At 55.7% G+C, this 23,378-nt stretch carries 23 protein-coding genes; 8 read left to right on the forward strand and 15 right to left on the reverse strand.

The features are described from left to right. Window positions 1-5 precede the first annotated feature (5 nt). The 8 genes from AACY26_RS13095 to leuA all read left to right on the forward strand — a co-directional run bounded on the left by AACY26_RS13095 (window position 6) and on the right by leuA (window position 9,032). Window positions 6-941 carry a LysR family transcriptional regulator gene (locus tag AACY26_RS13095; RefSeq protein WP_339514687.1) on the forward strand — a complete coding sequence of 312 codons (936 nt, stop codon included), beginning with the start codon at window positions 6-8 and terminating at the stop codon, window positions 939-941. A 177-nt stretch (window positions 942-1,118) separates the two neighbouring features. Next, a complete protein-coding gene (locus AACY26_RS13100) occupies window positions 1,119-2,159 on the forward strand; it encodes a TRAP transporter substrate-binding protein (protein ID WP_339514688.1) in 1,041 nt (346 codons plus the stop codon). 52 nt (window positions 2,160-2,211) lie between these two features. Then, window positions 2,212-2,706 carry a TRAP transporter small permease gene (locus tag AACY26_RS13105; RefSeq protein ID WP_339514690.1) on the forward strand — a complete coding sequence of 165 codons (495 nt, stop codon included), beginning with the start codon at window positions 2,212-2,214 and terminating at the stop codon, window positions 2,704-2,706. Next, on the forward strand, window positions 2,703-3,983 hold the full coding sequence (locus tag AACY26_RS13110) for a TRAP transporter large permease (protein WP_339514692.1): 1,281 nt from the start codon (window positions 2,703-2,705) through the stop codon (window positions 3,981-3,983). Before AACY26_RS13105 ends, AACY26_RS13110 begins: the two co-directional genes overlap by 4 nt. A gap of 4 nt (window positions 3,984-3,987) precedes the next feature. After that, window positions 3,988-4,755 carry a M15 family metallopeptidase gene (locus tag AACY26_RS13115; RefSeq protein WP_339514694.1) on the forward strand — a complete coding sequence of 256 codons (768 nt, stop codon included), beginning with the start codon at window positions 3,988-3,990 and terminating at the stop codon, window positions 4,753-4,755. A 102-nt stretch (window positions 4,756-4,857) separates the two neighbouring features. Then, window positions 4,858-5,700, forward strand: coding sequence for a peptidoglycan DD-metalloendopeptidase family protein (locus AACY26_RS13120; RefSeq protein ID WP_339514696.1), 843 nt, complete (start codon window positions 4,858-4,860; stop codon window positions 5,698-5,700). A 77-nt stretch (window positions 5,701-5,777) separates the two neighbouring features. Beyond that, window positions 5,778-7,034 (forward strand): mechanosensitive ion channel family protein, encoded by a 1,257-nt coding sequence (locus tag AACY26_RS13125; protein WP_339514698.1) that lies wholly within the window; start codon window positions 5,778-5,780, stop codon window positions 7,032-7,034. A 330-nt stretch (window positions 7,035-7,364) separates the two neighbouring features. Next, the gene (gene leuA / locus AACY26_RS13130) at window positions 7,365-9,032 is read left to right on the forward strand and encodes a 2-isopropylmalate synthase (RefSeq protein WP_339514700.1); all 1,668 of its coding nucleotides are present in this window, start codon (window positions 7,365-7,367) and stop codon (window positions 9,030-9,032) included. 80 nt (window positions 9,033-9,112) lie between these two features. Here leuA and AACY26_RS13135 read toward each other — a convergent pair whose 3' ends face one another. From AACY26_RS13135 to hscA, 15 genes are all read right to left on the reverse strand, one after another. After that, complete coding sequence (locus AACY26_RS13135) at window positions 9,113-9,565, reverse strand: hypothetical protein (protein WP_339514702.1); 453 nt, start codon at window positions 9,563-9,565, stop codon at window positions 9,113-9,115. Window positions 9,566-9,574: 9 nt separating this feature from the next. Then, window positions 9,575-10,366 carry an amidohydrolase gene (locus AACY26_RS13140; RefSeq protein WP_339514704.1) on the reverse strand — a complete coding sequence of 264 codons (792 nt, stop codon included), beginning with the start codon at window positions 10,364-10,366 and terminating at the stop codon, window positions 9,575-9,577. Beyond that, window positions 10,354-11,502: a pyridoxal phosphate-dependent aminotransferase gene (locus tag AACY26_RS13145; RefSeq protein ID WP_339515140.1), complete on the reverse strand. Its 1,149-nt coding sequence runs from the start codon at window positions 11,500-11,502 to the stop codon at window positions 10,354-10,356. Before AACY26_RS13145 ends, AACY26_RS13140 begins: the two co-directional genes overlap by 13 nt. A 118-nt stretch (window positions 11,503-11,620) precedes the next feature. Beyond that, window positions 11,621-13,093 carry a ribosome biogenesis GTPase Der gene (der, locus tag AACY26_RS13150; protein WP_010484607.1) on the reverse strand — a complete coding sequence of 491 codons (1,473 nt, stop codon included), beginning with the start codon at window positions 13,091-13,093 and terminating at the stop codon, window positions 11,621-11,623. A gap of 118 nt (window positions 13,094-13,211) precedes the next feature. Continuing rightward, window positions 13,212-14,363 carry an outer membrane protein assembly factor BamB gene (bamB, locus tag AACY26_RS13155; RefSeq protein ID WP_339514707.1) on the reverse strand — a complete coding sequence of 384 codons (1,152 nt, stop codon included), beginning with the start codon at window positions 14,361-14,363 and terminating at the stop codon, window positions 13,212-13,214. After that, window positions 14,356-15,000, reverse strand: a complete 645-nt coding sequence (locus AACY26_RS13160; RefSeq protein WP_339514709.1) for a tetratricopeptide repeat protein — start codon at window positions 14,998-15,000, stop codon at window positions 14,356-14,358. Before AACY26_RS13160 ends, bamB begins: the two co-directional genes overlap by 8 nt. Window positions 15,001-15,027: 27 nt before the next feature. Further along, on the reverse strand, window positions 15,028-16,317 hold the full coding sequence (hisS, locus tag AACY26_RS13165; protein ID WP_339514711.1) for a histidine--tRNA ligase: 1,290 nt from the start codon (window positions 16,315-16,317) through the stop codon (window positions 15,028-15,030). A 25-nt stretch (window positions 16,318-16,342) separates the two neighbouring features. Further along, the gene (gene ispG, locus AACY26_RS13170) at window positions 16,343-17,455 is read right to left on the reverse strand and encodes a flavodoxin-dependent (E)-4-hydroxy-3-methylbut-2-enyl-diphosphate synthase (protein ID WP_339514713.1); all 1,113 of its coding nucleotides are present in this window, start codon (window positions 17,453-17,455) and stop codon (window positions 16,343-16,345) included. A gap of 3 nt (window positions 17,456-17,458) precedes the next feature. Next, window positions 17,459-18,466 carry a RodZ family helix-turn-helix domain-containing protein gene (locus AACY26_RS13175; protein WP_339514715.1) on the reverse strand — a complete coding sequence of 336 codons (1,008 nt, stop codon included), beginning with the start codon at window positions 18,464-18,466 and terminating at the stop codon, window positions 17,459-17,461. Beyond that, a complete protein-coding gene (pilW, locus tag AACY26_RS13180) occupies window positions 18,466-19,224 on the reverse strand; it encodes a type IV pilus biogenesis/stability protein PilW (protein WP_339514717.1) in 759 nt (252 codons plus the stop codon). Before pilW ends, AACY26_RS13175 begins: the two co-directional genes overlap by 1 nt. A 14-nt stretch (window positions 19,225-19,238) precedes the next feature. Further along, window positions 19,239-20,387, reverse strand: a complete 1,149-nt coding sequence (gene rlmN / locus AACY26_RS13185) for a 23S rRNA (adenine(2503)-C(2))-methyltransferase RlmN (RefSeq protein WP_089358622.1) — start codon at window positions 20,385-20,387, stop codon at window positions 19,239-19,241. A 23-nt stretch (window positions 20,388-20,410) separates the two neighbouring features. Next, complete coding sequence (gene ndk, locus AACY26_RS13190; RefSeq protein ID WP_010484592.1) at window positions 20,411-20,842, reverse strand: nucleoside-diphosphate kinase; 432 nt, start codon at window positions 20,840-20,842, stop codon at window positions 20,411-20,413. 113 nt (window positions 20,843-20,955) lie between these two features. Beyond that, window positions 20,956-21,156 carry a Fe-S cluster assembly protein IscX gene (gene iscX / locus AACY26_RS13195; RefSeq protein ID WP_339514723.1) on the reverse strand — a complete coding sequence of 67 codons (201 nt, stop codon included), beginning with the start codon at window positions 21,154-21,156 and terminating at the stop codon, window positions 20,956-20,958. Between the two features lie 11 nt (window positions 21,157-21,167). Beyond that, window positions 21,168-21,506 (reverse strand): ISC system 2Fe-2S type ferredoxin, encoded by a 339-nt coding sequence (gene fdx / locus AACY26_RS13200; protein WP_339514726.1) that lies wholly within the window; start codon window positions 21,504-21,506, stop codon window positions 21,168-21,170. Window positions 21,507-21,508: 2 nt separating this feature from the next. Then, on the reverse strand, window positions 21,509-23,374 hold the full coding sequence (gene hscA, locus AACY26_RS13205) for a Fe-S protein assembly chaperone HscA (protein WP_339514728.1): 1,866 nt from the start codon (window positions 23,372-23,374) through the stop codon (window positions 21,509-21,511). Window positions 23,375-23,378: the final 4 nt, after the last annotated feature.

A 23,378-nucleotide genomic window follows, 5' to 3' on the forward strand; every position in this document is an offset into this window, starting at 1 on the left:
CGCCAATGCGGATTAACCAGCGGGCGCTGGCTTATTTGAATGAAGTGATTCACCACCGCTCATTGCGCCGCGCCGCCCAGCATCTGAATATCGACCCTTCCGCCATAAGCCGACAGATATCTGCGCTGGAACTGGAGCTTGATACCCGCTTGCTCGAACGCACGGCGCAAGGCGTCAGCCCGACCGAGGCGGGCGAGATGCTGGTTGCCCATTACCGCCAACAACAGGCCAACGACCGGGGCGTGTTATCCCGCTTATCCGACCTGCGCGGGCTGCGCCAAGGCCATGTGCGTATTGCCGTGGGCGAAGGCTTTATTGCGGATCTAATCTCACAGCCCCTGCAGAGTTTTATCCTCAGCCATCCGGGCATCGACCTGGAAGTCAGCATGGCTGGCGCCAATGAAGCCATTGGCCTGGTCAAGGAGGATGCCGTGGACTTCGCCCTGGTTTATGCCCCTGCTGAAGATGACTCGCTGCATGTGCATGTCGATACCCTGCAACCGCTCGACCTGATTACCCCGCCCAACCACCCACTGGCGCAATCAACCTCGCCTATCAGTATGGCGGCGCTGCGTAATGAGTCGCTGGCCTTGATTCATAACAGCACCGGCATGGGCCAGTTGGCGGTGATTGTCGCTCAACTGGAGCATCTGCAACTTCGCCCCAAATTGCGCACCAATTCAGTGGCGGTGTTGGTCAACTTCGTCAAGTCAGGCATAGGCGTGGCCTTTATGCCGGAACTGACAGTCAGTGATGAGTTGCAGTCAGGCACTATTCGCCGCTGCACCTTGGCCAATCGCGCATTGCGTGACGCACGCGCACGAATTGTCAGCCACAAGGGCCGTGAGCTGACGGTCGCCAGCCAAGCTTGCCTTGAGCATTTGCGCGACGGCATGCGCTTTTTCAACGACCACGCCCCCAGTATCCGCGATAAAAAATAGCGATCGCCGGCTGTGCACCGAGTGTCTCAACATGCAGCCAGTGTTGCATTTAATGCATCACTCAAAGACTTGAATAGTCAACACGACAACAGCTAGTTTCTTCTCAGCAAACCCTAGGCGTCACATAACAAGAATTTTTTCTATCTTCCGAACTCGCTCTGCCACAAGGAAAATAATATGCATTCGATTCTGCGTCATAACCTTGCCCGTCGCTTCACCGCCGGACTGCTGTTCACAGCGATCTCACTGGCAGGAGCCGTCGCGCAAGCCGCTACCGAAATCAACCTGAGTTACAACGGCGCCGCTGACAGCGAAAAGAACCCTGTTCACCTGTTCGCCACCAACCTCAAACGCCTGGCCGAGGAAAAGAGCGCCGGTGACCTGAGCATCAAGCTGTATCCAAACAGCATGCTCGGTGAAGAAGAACAGCGCATGGAGCAGGTCATCAGCGGGCCAGGTTTGAACATTGCATCCTTTGCCGGTATTGCGCCGCTGTTTCCTGAAATCTATGTCAGCGCCATCCCGTTCATGTTCAAGGATGCCAGCGCCGCACATAAGTTCTTTGACCAAGGCCAATACTGGAAAGCCTCCAAGGCCGAATTCAAAGAGCGCACAGGCACGCAACTGCTGGCGGTGGTTGAGGAAGGTGGCTTCATCAACTTCACCAACAATAAAAAGCCAATCAAATCGCCTGACGACTTTGCCGGCTTGCGTTTTCGTGCAATGGACCCAAGCCAGGTTGCGCTGTATGAATCATTCGGTGCATCGGGCACGCCAATCCCATGGACCGAGCTGTACATGGGCCTGCGCACTGGCGTAGCCGATGGCCAGATGAACCCTGCGTCCTACATCATCATGGGCAGCCTGTATCAAGTGCAGAAATACCTGACACTGGCCAACATTCAGTACTCCGACCAATTCCTGGTGGCCAACGGCGACATGCTCGATTCGTTGTCTGAAAAAGACCGCGCGGCGCTGCTCGCAGCCAGTGAAGAGGCCACTCGCCTGAACCGCGAAGCCATTGCCAAGCAGGAAGACAGCGACCTGGCATTCCTCAAGGCCCAAGGCATGGAAGTGATCCAGCCAGACGATAAAGACCTGGCAGCCTTCCAGAGCAAAGGCCAGCCGGCATACCTGTCCTGGCTCAAAGAGCAAAATATCGATGCCAAGTGGATCGATATGGCGCTCAAGGATACCGGTCTCACTCACGCCCAGTAAAACAGGTCGGCAGCGCCCAGCCTGATCGGGCGCTGGTTCCTAAGGAATCTCTATGCATTCGCTACTACAGCGCAGCAGCAGTGCCCTGCTGAATCTGGGCACCCTGCTGCTATTGCTCGACCTGTTGTTACTCAGCTACGGCGTCTTTGCACGCTACCTGATCGGCAGCTCGCCTATCTGGATGGACGAGTTGGCGCGCTACCTGATTATTGGCAGCGTCATGCTGGTCATGGGCACGCTCTGGGTTCGCGGCGGACATATGCGCATCAACCTGCTTGAGCAACACCTACCGCGCAAACTTGCCCGAATAGTGAAGCTTTACCAATGGTTGATTGCCCTGTGCTTTTTCGCTTTTGCGACTTGGGCAAGCATTCACTACGCCCTCAATGCCAGCCGTTTTCGCAGCATGGGTCTTGGCGTTAGCCGCATGTGGCCACTGATGAGCTTACCCATCGGCTTTGGTCTGCTGACCTTGATGATCCTGATTCAAGGCCCGTGGAGCAATAAGCAAGCGGAGCAACAAATCGAACAAGGAATAGCACCATGATGGGTTTGGCCATGATCACAGCCTTTGCCGTTAACCTGGTGTTGGGCCTACCGCTGTTCCTGTGTTTGCTGCTGACCGCATTGGTTGGCTTTCTATTTGTCGACCCTAATCTGTTTTTCAATACCTTGCCGCAGCGTTTCTTTGGCGGCATGGATATTTTCTCGCTGATGGCTATTCCATTGTTCATTCTCGCGGGCAACCTGATGAACAGCTCGGGCATGACACCGCGCCTGATGCGCCTGGCCAATGCGCTGGTTGGGCATTTCCGCGGTGGCCTCGGGCACGTCAACGTGGTCGCCGGGGTGTTCTTTGCCGGGGTTAATGGCTCTGCCGCGGCCGATGCTTCCGCGCTTAGCACCCTGTTGGTTCCGGCAATGGAAAAGGAAGGCTACTCACGCAAGTTCGCCGCTGGACTTACCGCTGGCAGCTCGCTGATCGGGCCTATTATTCCGCCCAGCATCTTCATGATCCTCTACTCGTCCCTGACCAATACCTCGGTTGGCGAGCTGTTTCTGGCGGGAGTAATTCCAGGCTTGGTCTTGGCCGTGGGATTTATGACCATCAATGCGATTTATGCCCGCAAAGCTGGCCTCAAAGCACAGCACAAAGCCCCCTCATGGGCAGAAGTGTTCGCCGCAGTTGCAGGCGCATCCACAGCGTTGGTCGCACCAGTGTTGATCGTTGCAGGTATCGTCCTGGGCCTGGTCACACCGACCGAGTCGGGTGCAATCATCGTGCTTTATGTGGCACTGATCGGGATTATCCAACGCGAGCTATCGCTGAAAGGCTTCTGGACTTCGATCCAGGAAACAGTGCAACTGACCGCCAGTATCTACGTGATTATTGCCGCCGCCTCAGTGGTCAACTGGCTGCTCAACTATGCACAGGTCGCCAATGAGTTCGCGACGCTGCTCCAGCCATTCAATCACTCACCAACCCTGATGTTGCTGGTGATCAGCTCAATCATCTTCATTTGCGGGATGGTGATGGAGGAAGTGTCGGTGCTGATGCTGCTCACGCCGATCATTGCTCCGGTTGCCCTGGCCGCTGGTGTCGACCCTGTCCATCTGGGCCTGATATTCACCCTCAATATCACCATCGCAATGATTACGCCGCCGATGGGTTCGTGCCTGTTCATTGTGGCAACCATCAGCAAATTGAGCATTACCGAGATGTTCAAAGGCATCTGGCCCTTTATCGCCGTGGCGCTGGCCGTGCTTTATATCCTGATCCTGTTCCCGTCTTTGACCCTGTGGTTACCGCAGTTGCTGAGCTAACAAGATGAATGTAAATACTCCTATACCGCACAACCCTGAACCCGATTGGCAAGGGGTGGCGGCGCTGCCCATTGCCGAGTGCAATCAACCCCTGCAAGCGCTTGGCCTGAACCGGGAACTGACGGTCCACCCGGCCTATTACAAGCTTGGGGTGCCGAATGCGATTGCCGAATGCTATGTGCGCAGCGACGTATTCGAGCGCTTGCTGCAGGTGAGCAAGTTACTCCCCGACGGCATTCGTTTGGTGGTGCTGGATGCGTGGCGACCATTCGGCGTGCAGCAATACCTGTATGACAGTTTGTGGGATGCGCTCAGGGACTATCACCCACAAGCGGATACTGCCCAACTTGAACACCTGACACGCCAGTTCGTGTCGCCGCCAAGCCCCAGCAGAACCGCGCCCAGCCCGCATTTGACCGGAGGCGCAGTGGATGTATCACTGTGTGACGAGGACGGTCGCTGGCTCGACATGGGCACCGGCTTCGATGAAGCCAGCCCGCTGTCGGCAAGTGATTACTTCGAGCACATTGAACAGCCCGACGCGCAACAAACCCGGGTTCGCGACAATCGCCGAATACTCTATAACGCCATGCATGCGGCAGGTTTTACCAACCTGCCGAGCGAGTGGTGGCACTACGATTATGGTGATCAGTTGTGGGCCTGGCACAAGGGACTGAATGCAGCGATTTATGGGCCGACCCAGGTTCAGTCACTGGACAACCTGTGGCGCCAACAACTTGAGAAGCAGATGCAGGCCAACCAAGGCAGTTGAGGCCCCGCGGCTGATAAAAGATCTATCAGCCCTGCTCCCCCTTCACAGCACACCGGCTTTAATGCAAGCATTGCGGCTTGAATTCACCGGATTGAGTTTTCTATGTCACGCCTGCGTTATCTGTTGTCTTTGTGTGTTTTGCTTGCCGCGCTGCCAGTCAGCGCCCAGGGGTTTATTACTCGCCTGCTTAATCAACCCGTACCTGGCGGCGTGGCCGTGGTCGATCTGGGTAACGGCGCAAGCGCCCCGCGCGCGGTGTATCACGACAAGCCGGTGCTGGTGGTGAAGGAAGACCAACAACGCTGGATTGCGATTGTCGGCATCGCGCTCACCACCAAGCCAGGCACTGACAAGCTGCAAGTCAGCAGCGAGCAAGGCGATAAAACCCTGAGCTTCGAGGTCAAGCCCAAGCACTATAAAGAGCAGCACATCACCATCAAGAACACCCAGCAGGTCAACCCCAACGCGGCCAATCTCAAGCGCATAAATCGCGAGCTGGCCGAACAAAACGCCGCCTATGACCAGTTCAGCCCGCGCCAACCCAGCAACCTGCTGTTTGACCATCCGGTCAACGGCCCGCTTTCAAGTCCTTTTGGCTTGCGTCGTTTCTTTAATGGTGAGGAACGCAACCCGCACTCCGGACTGGACTTTGCCGCCCGCAGCGGCACGCCAATCAAAGCCCCAGCGGCTGGCAAGGTGATTCTTACTGGCAACCTGTTCTTCAATGGCAACACGGTGTTTATTGACCACGGCCAAGGCTTGATCAGCATGTTTTGCCACCTGTCACAGATTGGCGTGAAGGTCGGTGACGAAGTACCGCGCGGCGGGATTATCGGCAAGGTCGGGGCAACCGGACGCGCCACAGGACCACACTTGCACTGGAACGTCAGCCTCAACGCCAATCGGGTTGATCCAGCGATTTTTATCGGTGCATTCAAACCTTGAGTTACAGATAGCGCCTGCAGATGTCACAGAGCTTTGCTAAGGTGCTCCGGCTTTTATTGAAGTGAGCAGGAGTCGTTATGCAACAAGAGCTGGCCAATGCGCTGGAATGGCTACAGCAGCACCCGGATTTATACACCCCTATCGCGCTAGGCGCGTTGGTTTTGGTCGCCATAGTGTGCAACTGGCTGGTCAAGCGCGTGCTCGTGCGCGGGCTTAATCTGGTTGCGGGCAATACCCGTTTGTGGCGCGAGGCACACATCAAGGAAAGTGGCGTCATCAAGCGCCTGTCCAACATAGTCCCGGCACTGATCCTGTCCAACGGTGTGCGTGTTATCGAAGGCCTGCCGGAATCGCTGGTGACTATTGTCACCAACGTCTGCAGCGCCTTTATCGTGTTGACCGTAGCCTTGGCGATCAACGCGGTACTCGACATAGTCAACACCCTGTACCGCCGTCGGCCCGACGCGCATCTGCGGCCGATAAAGGGCTACATCCAGGTCGTACAAATCGTCATTTCGCTGGTTGCGCTGATCCTGATAATCGCAGCGCTGATCGACCGCTCGCCGGTGATTCTGTTGTCTGGCCTGGGTGCCATGGCGGCCGTATTGATGTTGATTTTCCAAGACACCATCTTGTCACTGGTCGCCAGCATCCAGATCTCATCCAATGACATCGTCCGGGTGGGCGACTGGATCGAAATGCCGCAACTCAATGCCGACGGCGATGTCATCGACATTGCCCTGCACATGGTCAAAGTGCAGAACTGGGATAAAACCATCACCAGCATTCCAACCCGGCGCTTTATCACCGACCCCTTCAAGAACTGGCGCGGCATGCAGGAATGCGGCGGGCGCCGGATCAAGCGTAGCCTCTACCTCGATCAGTCGAGCATCCACTTCCTCAGCGCCGATGAACTGGCACACCTGCAACAGATGAAACTGCTCAAGCAGTACCTGAGCGACAAAAATACCGAGGTCAGCCAATGGAACAAAGAGCTCGCTGACGACGCAGTGGTTCAGGCCAATACCCGGCGCCTGACCAATATCGGCACCCTGCGCGCCTACATTGAAAACTACCTCAAGCATCACCCGGATATTCATCAGCAGATGACGCAACTTGTGCGCCAACTTGCGCCGACCGCCGAAGGCCTGCCGATCGAGATCTACTGCTTCACAACGACCATCTCCTGGGGCCGTTACGAAAGCATCCAATCGGATATTTTCGACCATATGCTGGCAATCCTGCCGGAGTTTGGCCTGCGGGTTTACCAACACCCAAGTGGTGCGGACATGCGCGAACTGCGCCACCAATCCCTGTTCGGCCAACCCAACTGAAACGGGTTGCGCGCCGTGGGTCAAGCGCAAGGCTTGACCCACGGCAACACCAAGCAATAGTTAAGTAATATCTCTCAAAAACCCGCAATAAAAACTCGAAAAACCACGAACAGAGACCAGAATCACCAATTTTACAAGCATGCTTGCCAGCTTTAACCTAGCGCAGTAGTGTAGACCCATGAATACTTCTCACACCCTGTTTCTGCAGCGGCAACACGCCAATCTTTGTCTGGTAAGCCAGCGACTGCGTAGCTAAGACTGCTGCCCTCGCCCATCGCTCCCCATTGACTTAACCTGTACCTATCAGGTCGCCGCTTCCAAGGATTTATCATGAGCATGCTTAAAGACCCATCACGCAAATACCGTGCTTTTACGCCAATCAATTTGCCTGACCGTACCTGGCCGTCAAAGACCATCACTGAAGTGCCTATCTGGTGCAGTTCTGACCTGCGCGATGGCAACCAATCGCTGATTGAGCCGATGGATGCAGAGAAGAAGATGCGCTTCTTCAAGACCCTGGTTCAGGTGGGCGTGAAGCAGATTGAAGTGGGCTTTCCGTCTGCCTCGCAGACTGATTTCGACTTCGTGCGCACCTTGATCACCGACGGCCATATCCCGGACGACACCACTATCCAGGTGTTGACCCAGGCCCGTGAAGACTTGATCACCCGTACCTTTGAGTCACTCAAGGGCGCTAAAAAGGCCATCGTTCACGTCTACAACGCGACGGCGCCATCGTTTCGCCGCATTGTCTTCAACCTCGACAAGGCTGGCGTGGTCAATATTGCCACCAGCGCCGCCAAGGTCATCAAGCGCCTGGCCGAAGAGCAGCCAGAGACGCAGTGGACATTCCAGTATTCGCCTGAAATCTTCTCCTCGACCGAGTTGGATTTCGCCGTGGAAGTCTGCGATGCAGTGCTTGATGTCTGGCAGCCAACCCCAGACAACAAGGTCATTCTCAACTTGCCGACCACTGTCGAAGTGGCGACGCCAAACGTCTACGCCGACCAAATTGAATGGTTTGGCCGCAATATCAGCCGTCGCGACAGCGTATTGATCAGCCTGCATACCCATAACGACCGGGGCACAGGCGTTGCAGCCAGCGAACTGGGCTTGATGGCGGGCGCCGATCGCGTTGAAGGCTGCTTGTTTGGCAACGGCGAACGCACTGGCAACGTCGATCTGGTCAACCTTGCGTTGAACCTCTACACCCAGGGCATCAATCCGGGTCTGGATTTCTCCGACATTGATGCCGTGCGCAAGGTGGTCGAGGAATGTAACCAGTTACCGGTTCACCCACGCCACCCTTACGTTGGCGACTTGGTGCACACTGCATTCTCCGGCTCGCACCAGGATGCAATCCGCAAGGGCCTGGCCCAGCAGCAAGAGGACGCCATTTGGGAAGTCCCGTACTTGCCAATCGATCCTGCCGACATCGGTCGCAGCTACGAGGCGGTTATTCGCGTCAATAGCCAGTCCGGCAAAGGCGGCATCACCTTCCTGCTCGAACAGGAATACGGCGTGTGCTTGCCACGACGCATGCAGATCGAATTCAGCCAGGTGGTGCAAAAAGAAACCGACCGCCTCGGCCTTGAGATGACTGCAGAGCAGATCTACAGCCTGTTCAAAACCGAGTTCCTGCAAGCAGCCAGCCCATATGCACTCAAGGGCCATCGCTTGCAGGAAGAAAACGGCACCAGCGCGGTAGACGTTGAAGTCATCAGCAACAACGAAACCAAGCACTGGAGCGGGATCGGCAAAGGTCCGCTGGAAGCCTTGGTCGCGGGCCTGCCCTTCGATGTAGAGATCATGGACTATTCGGAGCATGCAATTGGCGCCGGAACCAACGCCAAAGCAGCTGCCTATATTGAGTTGCGGATGGATGGCGGCCGTGCCCTGCATGGCGCGGGTATTGACGAGAACCTGACCACTGCCAGCTTCCGCGCCCTGTTCAGTGCGCTCAATCGTGCCTTGGTCCAGGCTCAAGAAGCGGCGTAACGGCTCGACTGACAAACCTTGCAATCAACAACCCCGCCAATTGGCGGGGTTGTTGCATTTAGGCCTATGCCGACAGGTTATTAGAACAAGTTCAAAAACAGCGTCATTTCAATTACCGTCAGCAGTACGGCCAACAGCAACAGCAAACAAATCCCCAATACTCTCCAGTTCGAATAAAGCCTTTCGGCTTGCCATCTGGCTGCATCGGCAAAACAGAGCCTGGCGTAGACAAGCATTACCAACACTTCGGGGACAATTAGCAGCTGTGCACTAAAGATTTCAGGGCGCCAACTGGAAAGGCTGAAAGTCGCAAACAACAGGCTGATTGCAAGGCTCCAGAGCTTCAATGATTGTTTGCCACGCCCCAAGATCTTGAAGTTATGCTGCATAACAAAGGCGCCAGCCAAAGGCGAGCCCAGAAGCGTAGCCAAGCCAACGGCGGTTACAGAGTAAAGCTTGGCGCTAGCAGCCTCGTCAGTCCCTGCACAGTGTGGTATCCGTTCTAGCGTGCTGGGTGACGTGGTAACAGGCATGTGTGACCTTCAACTCAGGGTAAATGTGTCAGCGTCGCGGTCAGCGGGAAAACGCTGGCGATACTCCGCCAAATCAGAACCCTTTAGAGTAAAGCGCAGCACACCTGTTACATCCTGGCCGTCCAGCATTACCTCGCCCTGAAAATCAATCACCTTGGAGTCACCACTGTAGGCATGGCCCTTGCCATCAGTGCCTGTGCGGTTGACTGCAGCCACGAAGCACAGGTTTTCAATCGCCCGCGCTGGCAACAAGCGATTCCAATGATTGCGCCGTGCCGCAGGCCAATTGGCGGTATAGAGCAATAAATCCGTATCGCTTGCATCCCGGCTCCAGACCGGGAACCGCAGGTCGTAACAAATCAGCGGGCGAATATTCCAGCCCTTGAGGTTAAACAAGGCCTGCTGTTGGCCTGCGGCAAAGTACTTGTGTTCACCTGCCATGCGAAACAGATGACGCTTGTCGTAATGAGCGACAGAGCCATCGGGACGCGCCCAGAGCAAACGATTGCGATAACTGCCATCTGCCGCCTGGATGATCAGGCTGCCGGTGACCACTGCATTCATCCGTGTGGCCTGCTCTACCATCCACTGGCTGCTTGGGCCACCTTCTGGCTCGGCGAGCGCGGCCGAGTCCATCGAAAAGCCGGTGCTGAACATCTCTGGAAGGATGACCAGATCGGCCCCCTCGACCGCTGCCAGCATCTGTTGGAAATGCTCACGGTTAGCGGCCGGGTCCTGCCAGACCAGATCACTCTGGACCAGCACAAGATTAAGGTCTGGCAACATCGTTAAATCGCGCATAATTTCTCCGCGGCCTGGCGCAAGGTGTCTTCACGCTTGGCAAAGCAGAACCTGACCAAGCGTAAATCTTTGGGTGCCTGCTGATAGAAGACCGACACTGGGATGGTTGCCACGCCATGCTCACGCGTCAGCCATTCAGACATGGCTACATCATCAAGGTCGTCACGAATGGCCGAATAGTCCGCCAGTTGAAAGTATGTACCAGGCGTTGGGGTAAAGCTGAAACGCGAACCCTTGAGCAAACCGCAGAACAGATCACGCTTGGCCTGATAAAACCCTGGCAGTTCTTCAACATGCTGCGGCTGCTCACTCATAAAATCGGCCAACGCCCACTGCAACGGCGTAACGCCGCAAAAGCTGACATATTGGTGGACCTTGCGCAGCTCAGCGCTCAACGCAGGCGGAGCAACCACATAGCCCGTCTTCCAACCGGTTACGTGGTACGTCTTGCCAAAGGAACTGACCACGAACGCACGTTGGTAAAGCTCCTCATGCGCCAAGACACTGGTATGGGAAATACCGTCAAAGACTAGATGCTCGTAAACCTCGTCGCTGAGCAAATAGATATCGCGACCACGGATCAGCGTGGCCAGTTGATCCAGCTCTGCCCGGCTGATCAGCGCCCCGCTGGGGTTATGCGGGCTGTTGAGGATGATAAGACGCGTTTTATCACTCAGGGCATCGCTAAAACGCTGCCAGTCGATCGAGAAGTCCGGCAATGCCAGGGGCACATGAATACAACGCCCGCCAGCAAGCTCGACCGAGGGTTCGTAGCTGTCATAACTGGGATCAAAGACAACGACTTCATCACCGGGACGAATCAACGCCTGAATCGCGCAGAAAATCGCCTGGGTAGCGCCCGGAGTGATAGTCACCTCGGTTTCGGCGCTGACCCTGCGGCCATAGCAACGGGCAATCTTGGCGGCGACTTGCTCGCGCAGCGCAGGTAACCCGGTCATGGCGGTGTATTGGTTGTGACCTGCGGCGATATGTCGACCAACGGCGTCGCGCAGTGCCAGCGGCCCATCAAAGTCGGGAAAGCCCTGCGACAGATTCAGGGCACCCGTTTCCATGGCAAGCTGGGACATACGGGTAAATATAGTGGTGCCAACATTCGGCAACTTGCTGATGATCATCACACCTTCCTGCTGCACACGCCCGGCTGGGCGATTGATAACCGCAGGATAACGGATCATACAGGCATGAAAAAGGCGCCCGTCAGGCGCCTTGTTCAACAGCAACAAATTAGCTGACCTAGCGTTTGTCCTTACGCTTTTTCTCAGCTTTCTTGTGGTGGCTCATTAAGCGACGCTTCTTGTTCACTTGACGATCGGTCAGGGTGTTTTTATTACCCTCATAAGGGTTTTCGCCACCTTTGTATTCGATGCGGATCGGCGTACCGACCAGTTTCAAGACGCGACGGTAGGTGTTTTCCAGGTATCGCGAATAGGCGCGCGGCACCGACTCAACCTGGTTACCGTGGATCACGATCAGCGGCGGGTTGGCACCGCCCAAGTGAGCGTAACGCAACTTGATCCGGCGGCCATTGACCAACGGTGGCTGGTGTTCGCGCACTGCATCTTCGAGGATCTGGGTCAGGCGATTGGTCGGCCAGCGGGTAATGGCTGACTGGAACGAAGCCTGCACCGACTTGTACAAGTGGCCCACACCAGTGCCGTGCAACGCCGAGATAAAGTGAATATCGGCAAAATCAACGAAGAACAAACGACGCTGCAGCTCGGTCTTCACATAATCGCGCTCGCTTGGCTCCATGCCATCCCACTTGTTCAGGGCAATCACCAGCGCACGACCGCTTTCGAGTACGAAACCGAGCAGATTCAGGTCATGATCGACCACGCCCTCGCGCGCATCCATGACGAATACGACCACGTTTGAGTCTTGAATCGCCTGCAGCGTCTTCACCACCGAGAACTTCTCGACAGCCTCAAAGATCTTGCCACGACGACGAACACCCGCAGTATCGATCAGGGTGTACTTCTCATCATCACGCTCAAAAGGGATGTAGATACTGTCACGCGTGGTGCCTGCCTGGTCGTAGACGATAACCCGGTCTTCACCGAGCATGCGGTTAACCAGTGTCGATTTACCCACGTTAGGACGGCCGATGATCGCCAGCTTGATGCCGTCCTTCTCGCTCGGTCCAGGGATGCGCTTGGCTTCTTCGCCTTCGGCAACCTCTTCAGGCTCTTCACCCTCTTCCAGCTCGCCAGCATCCTTCGGGAAGCGGCTGAGCACGGCTTCAAGCATCTGCGAGATACCACGGCCATGGGCGCCGGCAATTGCCAGCGATTCGCCCATGCCCATCGCGGCAAACTCGGCACGCGCCAGATCAGGATCAAGGTTATCGACCTTGTTGATGATCAGGTGACTGTCCTTGTTGCGCTTGCGCAGGTGCTCGCCGATCATTTGATCCGAAGCAGACAAGCCCGCCCGCGCATCGACCAGGAACAACACCACATCAGCTTCTTCGATGGCCTGCAGCGACTGCTCGGCCATCTTCGCGTCAATACCTTCTTCATCGCCGGAAATACCACCGGTATCAACGACAATGTAGGTGCGTCCCTGCCACTTGGCCTCGCCATACTGGCGATCACGGGTCAAACCCGACAGGTCACCGACGATAGCATCGCGGGTCCTGGTCAAGCGGTTAAATAGAGTGGACTTACCGACGTTTGGTCGGCCCACCAGGGCAATTACGGGAACCATTAGGCTCTCCACTTCGTTATTTCAGAAAATACAAAGGCCGCTGCATGAGCAGCGGCCGGAATTCAAAGCTGGGCCTGGATGCTACAGATGCAGCATAGACAAGCCCGTCAGTTGCCAGCTATTTAATGGTGTAAGCAACCAACTTGCCGCTGTTACCAAATACGTACAGCCAGTCGCCATCCACCAGCGGACGTGCGCGTATGCCATCACTGTCAACGTGCTCACGACCGACAAAGCGTCCATCCACCTGACTGATCAAGTGCAGGTAGCCTTCAAAATCGCCAAATACGACATAGCTGGAGAACACTTCAGGCGCTGACAATTGGCGACGAGCCAATGCATCATTGCTCCACAGAGCCGATGCTGAACGCTCATCCACACCTTCAACAGTGCCATTGGCCAAGCAGACATAGACGGTACCGAAACCCTGTGCCACGCCTACATAGCTGGACGCTTCACGCTGCCAAAGCACACGGCCCGACTCCAGGTCCAACGCGGCAACCCGCCCCTGGTAGCTGACTACATAGAGCTTGCCACCGGAAAGCAGCAGGCCACCGTCGATATCAACCACGCGATCCAGTTCGGAACGGCCTTGTGGCACGGCAACACGCTGTTCCCAGACCGGTATGCCGCGCTGCGCATCCAATGCAATGACCTTACCGCTGGACAAAGCAGCAATGGCCAGATTGTTGGTTAGCACCGGTGCACTGGTGCCGCGCAATGTCAGCACCGCTGGGGTGTTGTCAAAGCTCCAGCGCTGATTACCAGTGTCCGCATCAAAGGCGACCAGTCGATCGTCCTGGGTTTGCACCAAGACGATATCGCCATTGGTCGCAGGGGCAGAGAGCACTTCACTGTTGACCCGAGCGCGCCACTTTTCTTCACCGGTGGAGGAATCCAGAGCAATAATTTCGCCCTTGAGAGTCCCCAGCAACACCATGCCGTAGCCAGCGCCTACCGCGCCAGAAACAGGAAGCTCTAGATCGTCTTCCCAGATCACGTCGCCGGTCATGCGATCCAGCGCCATGACAACGCCTTCGACGTCAGCGGCAAAGATTTTTTCGCCTTCGATCGCCGGCTCAAGCATGTTGAACGTTTCGCCTTGGCCATCGCCAATCGAACGGTCCCACTGCTCATCAAGCTCAACTTCAGCTGTGAAGTCAGGCAGTTCCGCTGGCGGCAGTTCCTTCTTGCTAGTGCTACTGCAGCCCACGACCAACAAGGCCAGGCTCAGTAGTGCTACATTCTTCCAACGCATCACGTCACGCATCCCCTTTCGCGAGGTCGTCCAGCTTGATTTGCAAGCCACCAACCGCAGCATCTTCTGACAGAGCAGACTTGGCTTTCTCGTAGGCGGCGTGCGCATCATCAGTGCGACCCAGCTTAACCAGCAGGTCACCTTTGAGTTCTTCGCGGCTCGCCAGATAGGCTTTATCAGCATCGCCATCAAGCAGTTTCAAGGCTTCTTCGGTTTTGTCTTGCGCGGCCAGCACGCGCGCCAAGCGCTGACGGGCCAGCTCTTCCAGCGTTTCATCGGCTGGCTTATCGACTATACCTTGTAGAGCACTGGCGGCATCGTTCAATTCACCGGCTTCAACTGCAACCTTGGCCACGAACAAATCGCCATACTGCGCGTAATAGGTGCCGCCGTACTCGCTGTTCAGCTTGCCAGCCAGTTCAGCGACTTTACCGGCATCCGGCTTGCCACTTGGATCAAGAGCGGTTTCCAGCAATTGCTGGTAAATCATTGATGCGCCTTGTGACTGGTTGGCCTGGTACTTCTGCCACCCCTGCCAGCCCAAGACTGCAATCAGCGCCAGCGCGCAACCCGCCATCAGCGGCTTGCCGTTTTGCTGCCACCATTCCTTGATTACCGCTAATTCTTCTTCGTCGTTACGCGAAACCACCCCAATACTCCTTATTCGCTAATTCGCTTAAGCCTGTTTGAGGCTGGTTGCCAGATGCTCAGCAAGAACATCCCAGGCAATGCTGTTTTGTTCACCCTGACCACGCAGCGGCTTGCAACCTACCACTTGCTGGGCCAGTTCGTCTTCCCCAATGACCAGAGCGTATAACGCACCGCTCTTGTCGGCTTTCTTCAACTGACTCTTAAAACTGCCAGCGCCAGCATTAACTTGCAGGCGCAAACCTGGAATCTGGTCACGCAATTGCTCGGCCAATGGGATGGCAGCCAACTCAGCCGCCTCACCAATCGCACAGAGATACACATCAACAGTACGGGCGATTTCTGCAGGTACTTTATCAAGTGTCTCGATCAGCAGTAGCAAGCGCTCGATGCCCATGGCAAAGCCTACACCGGTGGTCGGTTTACCGCCCATTTGCTCAACCAACCCATCATACCGGCCGCCGGCACAAACTGTACCCTGCGCACCTAGTTTATCGGTGACCCATTCGAAAACGGTTTTGCTGTAGTAATCCAGGCCACGAACCAACTTGGGGTTGATTACATAAGGAATGCCAGCCGCATCAAGACGTGCCTTGAGGCCCGTAAAATGGACACGCGACTCTTCATCCAGATAGTTTTCAAGCTTTGGCGCATCAACCAGCAAAGCCTGAGTCTCTGGCGACTTGCTATCGAGGATACGCAATGGATTGCTCGACAGGCGGCGACGACTGTCTTCATCCAACTGATCAATTCGCGCAGTCAGGTACTCAACCAGTTCGCCACGGTAGACCGCACGCGCTTCGCTGGTGCCAAGGCTGTTGAGTTCGAGCGTTACCGCATCACCAATGCCAAGCAGCTTCCACAGACGCCAGGTGAGCATGATCAACTCGGCATCGATGTCCGGGCCCGGCAGGTTGAACACCTCAAGGCCGATCTGGTGGAATTGGCGGTAACGGCCTTTCTGAGGACGCTCATGACGAAACATAGGGCCGATGTACCAGAGCTTCTGGGTCTGACCGCCACCGGACAAACCGTGCTCAAGTACAGCACGCACGCATGCAGCCGTGCCTTCGGGACGCAAGGTCAGTGAATCGCCATTGCGGTCTTCGAAGGTGTACATCTCTTTTTCAACGATATCGGTGACTTCACCAATAGAGCGCTTGAACAGCTCGGTGAACTCAACAATCGGCATGCGAATCTGCCGATAGCCGTAGCCATCCAACAGACCTGCAACCGTGGCTTCAAAATAGCGCCACAGCGGGGTTTGCTCTGGCAGGATGTCGTTCATGCCACGAATGGCTTGCAGGGGCTTACTCAATTCAATTCCTTAGACGTCAAAGCTCTTAGCTGCGAACAATAACAGCGGCATCTGCTGCGAGCTTTTCAGCTGCTTTCTCACGGATCAACTTTTCTAGGTTATCCACGAGGTTTTCATTATTCAGTTTTTGTGCAGGCTTGCCATCAATGTAGATAAGGTTGTTTGGCGAACCACCGGTCAAGCCGATGTGCGCCTCTTTTGCCTCGCCAGGACCATTGACCACACAGCCGATTACCGCGACATCCAGCGGCACCAGCAGATCATCCAGACGGCCTTCGAGGTCGTTCATGGTCTTGACCACATCAAAGTTCTGCCGTGAACAGCTTGGGCAGGCGATGAAGTTGATACCGCGCGAACGCAAGCGCAGTGACTTGAGGATATCGAAACCAACTTTGATTTCTTCAACCGGGTCAGCTGCCAGCGAGATGCGGATAGTATCGCCAATCCCGTCGGCAAGCAGCATGCCCAAGCCAACAGCCGACTTGACCGTACCGGAACGCAAGCCACCAGCCTCGGTGATACCCAAGTGCAATGGCTGCTCGATTTTGGTCGCCAGCAGGCGGTATGCCGCTACCGCCATAAACACATCGGATGCCTTTACGCTGACCTTGAAGTCCGGGAAATTCAGTCGATCAAGATGTTCGACATGACGCATGGCCGACTCGACCAAGGCTTCAGGAGTCGGTTCGCCGTATTTCTTCTGCAGGTCTTTTTCCAGCGACCCGGCGTTGACCCCGATACGAATCGGAATGCCTTTGTGGCGCGCCGCTTCAACCACTGCACGCACTCGATCTTCGCGACCAATATTGCCCGGATTGATGCGCAAGCAATCAACCCCCAACTCTGCCACGCGCAAGGCAATTTGGTAATCGAAGTGGATATCTGCGACCAGCGGCAGACTCACTTGCTTCTTGATCTTGCCGAAGGCCTCAGCGGCATCCATGTCGGGCACGGAAACACGCACGATATCGGCACCAGCCTCCTCCAAACGACGAATCTGCGCCACAGTAGCGGCAACATCGTTGGTATCGGTGTTGGTCATACTCTGTACCGAGATCGGCGAATCGCCACCTACAGGTACAGAACCCACCCAGATTTTACGCGACAAACGACGCTGAATCGGTGATTCGCCATGCATGACTTAAAGCCCCAGTTTCAGGCGTGCTGTTTCGCCAGTCGCATAGGGTGCGACATCCACAGCCTGACCGTTATAAGTAACCTGTGCACCACTGGCAAAGCCCAAACGCAGCTCCAAAGGTGCTTTACCGCTAACGTTGAGGCTCTCACCCTGCTTCTTCAGACCGCTGTAAATCACTTTGCCATTGGCATCTTTCAACTGCAGCCAGCAGTTGGCCGTGAAATTGATGCTGACATTGCCTTCACCCGCAACCGCAGGCGTGCTTTGAGGTGCGGCAGTTGACGCCGGCGCCTCCACAACCGGCGGCGTCAAGGCCTCGGTCGTCGGCGCGTTATCAGCCACGGCCTGGCCTTCGACAGGAGCAGCATTGGGCATTGTCTCGTCGCCAGTCATTTGCGCTGCCATTTCATCGCTTGGCGGCTCTGGAGGGTCGCTCAGTGAATCGTCAGTAGCCGACAGGTCCAGTTGGGTTTCATTCTGAGCGGCGGCCACGGCCTGGTCTTCCGGCTCATCCAGGGCGTGGATCTGGGTTGAACCATCGGCCCCTTCAACCTCGACATGCTCGATGCCAGCCACGGCTAAATCATCAGCCTGGCGCTTGGCCTGTTCTTGCCACCAGAAAAAACCCACGAAACCCAATACAACCAATATGGCAAAGCTGACGAAACGCAGAATTTTTTGCGAGTAATTGGTCGGCTCTTCAATACGCCCCAGACTCTGCACGCTGTTAGCCGCTACGCTGCTGCCGGTGAAGTGGTCAAACTCTTTGACGATTTCAGCCTGATCAACACCCAGCAATTTTGCGTAGGTGCGCAGATAACCACGGGCGAAGGTAGTGCCTGGCAATTTATCGAACGCACCCGTTTCAATCTGAACGAGGCGCTCAGGCGTGAGGTTGAGCTGCGCTGCAACCTCAGCAATCGACCAGCCTTTGGCCTCTCGCGCGATGCGCAGAGTTTCACCGGGATTGACGCGATTTGCTGCTACAGCTTCAGGTGGCGCCGATTTCATCATTGCTCCGACAGGTATTGCTTGTATTCCGCAGTGCCGGGATACAAGCGTTTAAGTTGCAGACCGAGGCTTGCTGACTTGTCACGGTCTTCAAATATTTTGGCAAGACGGGCACCTAACAATAGGCTTGCCGCGTTTTGCTCACTAATAAGGCTAAAACTATCGTAGTAACCGCGCGCCGCTACATAATCCAGCTCTTTGTAGGATATCTCAGCCATTGCCAACAACGCGCGCGGCTGACGGCTGTTCAAACGCAAGGTCCGTTGAAAATACTTTTTAGCCTCATCCGGCTTGTTCAAGGCCAAAGCCGTAACGCCCAGGTTTTCAAACACCCTCGAGCGCTCTTGGTACAGGTTATCTTGCGCGGCCTGCTTATAGCGATCCATTGCTTCGTCATAACGCTTCTGCTCGAAAAGAAAGCTGCCGTAGTTATTGAGTAACCGGGCATCATCAGGACGCTGCGCAATGGCTTTTTTATAGTGCTCATCCGCCAGCGTAGGTTCCATTTCGAGCTGGAATACCAAGGCCAGCGCGGCATGGGCATCAGCACTGGATGAGTCAATTTCGAGCGCTTTCTTCAGTGGGACCTTGGCGCGCTCACTAGCACCTTGCTGAATGTAACCCAAGCCCAGCTGAATATAGGCGTCGCGCGCCTCTTCACGACCCTTCTCGGTTCTCATTGGGTCGACATCACCCGTTGTAACACAGCCAGCAAGCAGGCTGGCAAGCAATAAGAACAGCGCGGGGCGCAGGGTCATGGATTTCCTCTCTTCTAGTTACTGTTTGCGGTGGAACGTGGCGACTCTGCCTCGCTACTCAACTCACGCACGGCGATATAACGCTCGCTGCGGCGTGTACGATCCATCACTTGTCCTACCAACTGGCCACAAGCGGCATCAATGTCCTCACCGCGCGTTGTACGCACAGTTACATTGTGCCCTGCTTTGTGCAGCAGGTCTTGGAAACGACGTATCGCATTGTTGCTCGGCCGTTCATATCCCGAGAAAGGGAAGGGATTAAACGGGATCAGGTTGATCTTGCAAGGTACATCTTTGAGAAGTGCGATCATTTCCTCAGCGTGCTCAATCTTATCGTTCACATCTTTAAGCAATGTGTATTCGATCGTCAGCACACGCTTCTCGCCCAAACGCGAAACATAACGCTTACAGGCGGCGAGGAGCATTTCCAGAGGGTACTTCTTGTTGATCGGGACCAACTGGTTGCGCAACGCATCATTAGGCGCGTGCAGCGACAGCGCCAGCGATACGTCTATCACTTCGGCCAGTTTGTCGATCATTGGCACCACGCCCGAGGTAGACAAGGTTACCTTGCGCTTGGAAATGCCATAACCAAGGTCGTCCATCATGATCTTCATCGAAGCGACGACATTGTCGAAATTCAGTAACGGCTCACCCATGCCCATCATCACCACGTTGGTGACGGCGCGATCGATTTTCGCTGGCTGAGTGCCGAATGATTTATTTGCAATCCATACCTGGCCGATAATCTCGGCAGCGGTCAGATCGCTGTTGAAGCCTTGTTTACCGGTCGAGCAGAAGCTGCAATCGAGCGCACAACCTGCTTGCGAGGACACACACAGCGTGCCGCGAGCACCTTGTGGGATATACACGGTTTCAACGCAGCTACCCGATGCCACTCGCACCACCCACTTACGGGTGCCGTCGGTGGAAATATCTTCGCTGACCACTTCTGGCCCGCGAATTTCAGCACAGGCCTTGAGCTTTTCGCGCAAGACCTTGCTGACGTTACTCATGGCGTCGAAATCATCGATGCCAAAGTGGTGAATCCACTTCATTATCTGACCGGCACGGAAACGCTTCTCCCCGATACTGTCGAAGAATTGTTCCATTTCCTGCTGGGTCAGGCCCAGAAGATTGATTTTACCGGTCGCAATAGTCATGGTTTCACCTTCACCCGATTCGCTTAGCGAATGCGAGCGCACACCTCTGTTGAGGCGAAGAAGTAAGCGATTTCGCGAGCAGCCGAGGCTTCGGAATCCGAACCGTGTACAGCGTTTTCGTCGATGGAAACAGCGAAGTCAGCACGGATAGTGCCAGCAGCAGCTTCTTTAGGGTTGGTAGCGCCCATCAGTTCGCGGTTTTTCAGGATGGCGCCTTCGCCTTCCAGAACCTGAACAACAACCGGACCGGAAGTCATGAATGCAACCAGATCCTTGAAGAAGCCACGCTCGCTGTGCTCAGCGTAGAAACCGCTCGCTTCGCGCTCGGACAACTGAACCATTTTCGATGCAACAACGCGCAGACCCGCTTTTTCGAAGCGAGTAACGATCTCACCGATGACGTTTTTAGCAACTGCGTCTGGTTTGATGATAGAGAAAGTACGTTCAACAGCCATGTGAAACTCCAAAAACAGGGATTAAAGCGAAAAATTAAACCCGCGAATTATACGCGGGTTCTGGGTAAATGCGTAGGGCTCGCGCCTGACGGCGCACTGCCTTGGGTCAAAAATCAGTCCACTTCTTCGATCCAGGCCGCCTGAATAGCTTCAAGAACCTTCTCGCCGCCACGCTGACTGTCATCGGAAAATTCCGGCAGTTCGATCACCCAACGGTGCAAATCGACGAAGTTCACGTAACGCGGATCAACATCCGGCTTGCGTTCTGACAACTGAATGGCAATTTCCAGTACATCGGACCATTTGATACTCATGGTGATGCTCCTTAGTGGCCTTCAGAAACCTGATTAATGGTGTATTTCGGGATTTCGATAACCATATCGTCCTCACCCACCACCACTTGGCAAGACAGGCGCGAATTAGGCTCCAAGCCCCAGGCTTTGTCGAGCATGTCATCTTCCAGTTCGTCGGAAGGCTCGAGGGAGTCAAAACCTTCACGGACCACAACGTGGCATGTCGTGCACGCGCAAGACTTCTCGCAGGCGTGCTCGATATGGATGCCATTGCGCAGCGCAGCATTCAACACAGTCTCACCAGGCTGAGCCTCGAAAACCGCACCCTCTGGACAATGCTCGGCATGCGGCAGGAAAATCAACTGAGTCATGCTTATTCCTCGATCTCATTAAGACTACGGCCAGCCAATGCGGCTTTGACCGTTGAATCCAGGCGACGCGCTGCAAACGCATCGGTTACTTGGGTCAATCGCTTGGTCTGCTGCTCAAGCGCCAAGCCATCGGAACCATTCATCAGCTCGCGCAACAGCTCAACCTGGGCATCAATTGCCAACCGCTCGTCGCGGTCCAGCAAGCGCTCGCCATCAGCCTCCAGCGCCGCTTCAACTGCTTCGAGCAAGCGCTGGGCATCAACCTGCTGCTCACGCAGCACGCGCGCTTGCTTGTCGTCCCCGGCATTGCTGAATGAGTCTTGCAGCATTTTTGCTACCTGATCATCAGTCAGCCCGTAAGACGGCTTAACCTGAATACTGGCCTCGACGCCTGATCCCAGCTCACGCGCAGCCACGCTTAGCAGGCCATCGGCATCAACCTGGAATGTCACCCGAATCTTCGCCGCACCCGCCACCATTGGCGGGATACCGCGTAATTCGAAACGCGCCAGGGAGCGACAATCACTGATCAATTCGCGCTCACCCTGAAGCACATGCACCATCATGGCGGTCTGGCCATCTTTATAGGTGGTGAAGTCCTGGGCGCGGGCAACCGGTATGGTGGTGTTGCGCGGAATGACCTTCTCCATCAAGCCGCCCATGGTCTCAAGCCCCAGGGACAAGGGGATGACATCGAGCAGCAACAGCTCCTCACCATCGCCGCGCTTATTACCAGCCAAGGTATCAGCCTGAATCGCCGCGCCAATGGCAACCACTTGATCAGGATCGATATCGGTCAGAGGCTGACGGGCAAACATCTCAGCAACGGCCTGACGCACACGCGGCACTCGCGTAGAACCGCCAACCATCACCACAGCGCCAACTTCGTCCAGCTCGACGCCCGAATCACGCACCGCGCGGCGGCAGGCTTTTAGGCTGCGAGCAACCATCGGTTCGATCAGTGATTCAAACTGCTCGCGACTCAGTTCTGCGCGCCACTGCTGGTAGACCACCTCGACCGAATCAGTGCTGGTCAATGCCTCCTTGGCGGCACAGGCTGTTTCCAGCAAGCTGCGCTGGGCGCTCGGATCGATATCTGCCGAGATGCCCGCCTGCTCGATAATCCAGTTGGCGATCGCGTGATCAAAGTCATCACCGCCCAGGGCGCTGTCGCCACCGGTTGCCATGACTTCAAATACACCGCTGGTCAGGCGCAGGATCGAAATATCAAAGGTGCCACCACCCAAGTCATAAATAGCCACGACACCTTCGGCCTGCTGATCCAGGCCATAGGCAACGGCAGCCGCAGTCGGCTCATTGAGCAAGCGCAAGACATTCAAGCCGGCAATGCGTGCCGCATCCTTGGTGGCCTGGCGCTGTGCTTCGTCAAAATACGCAGGCACGGTAATAACCGCCCCCACCAGCTCACCACCAAGGGTCAACTCAGCACGTTGGCGCAGCACCTTGAGAATCTCGGCGGAAACTTCAACCGGGCTCTTGGCACCCTGCACCGTGTCGATTGAAGGCATTTGCGACTCACCGCCAACAAAACGATAAGGCAGTTGGTCACCGAGCTGCTTGACGTCAGCCAGGCCGCGCCCCATCAGGCGTTTAACCGAAACGATGGTGTTGAACGGGTCGCCAGAGGCTGCACCCTTGGCAGCCTCGCCCACTTCCACTCGATCGGCGTGATAGCGCACAGCGGAAGGCAGGATGACTTCGCCTTCAGCATCAGCCAATGGCTCGGAAATTCCGCTGCGAACTGCAGCGACTAGCGAATTGGTGGTGCCCAGGTCGATCCCGACTGCCAGCCGACGCTGGTGTGGCTGGGGGCTCTGTCCGGGCTCAGCGATCTGCAGTAAGGCCATGGTT

Source organism: Pseudomonas sp. RL_15y_Pfl2_60 (genome assembly GCF_963970595.1).
Lineage (GTDB): Bacteria > Pseudomonadota > Gammaproteobacteria > Pseudomonadales > Pseudomonadaceae > Aquipseudomonas.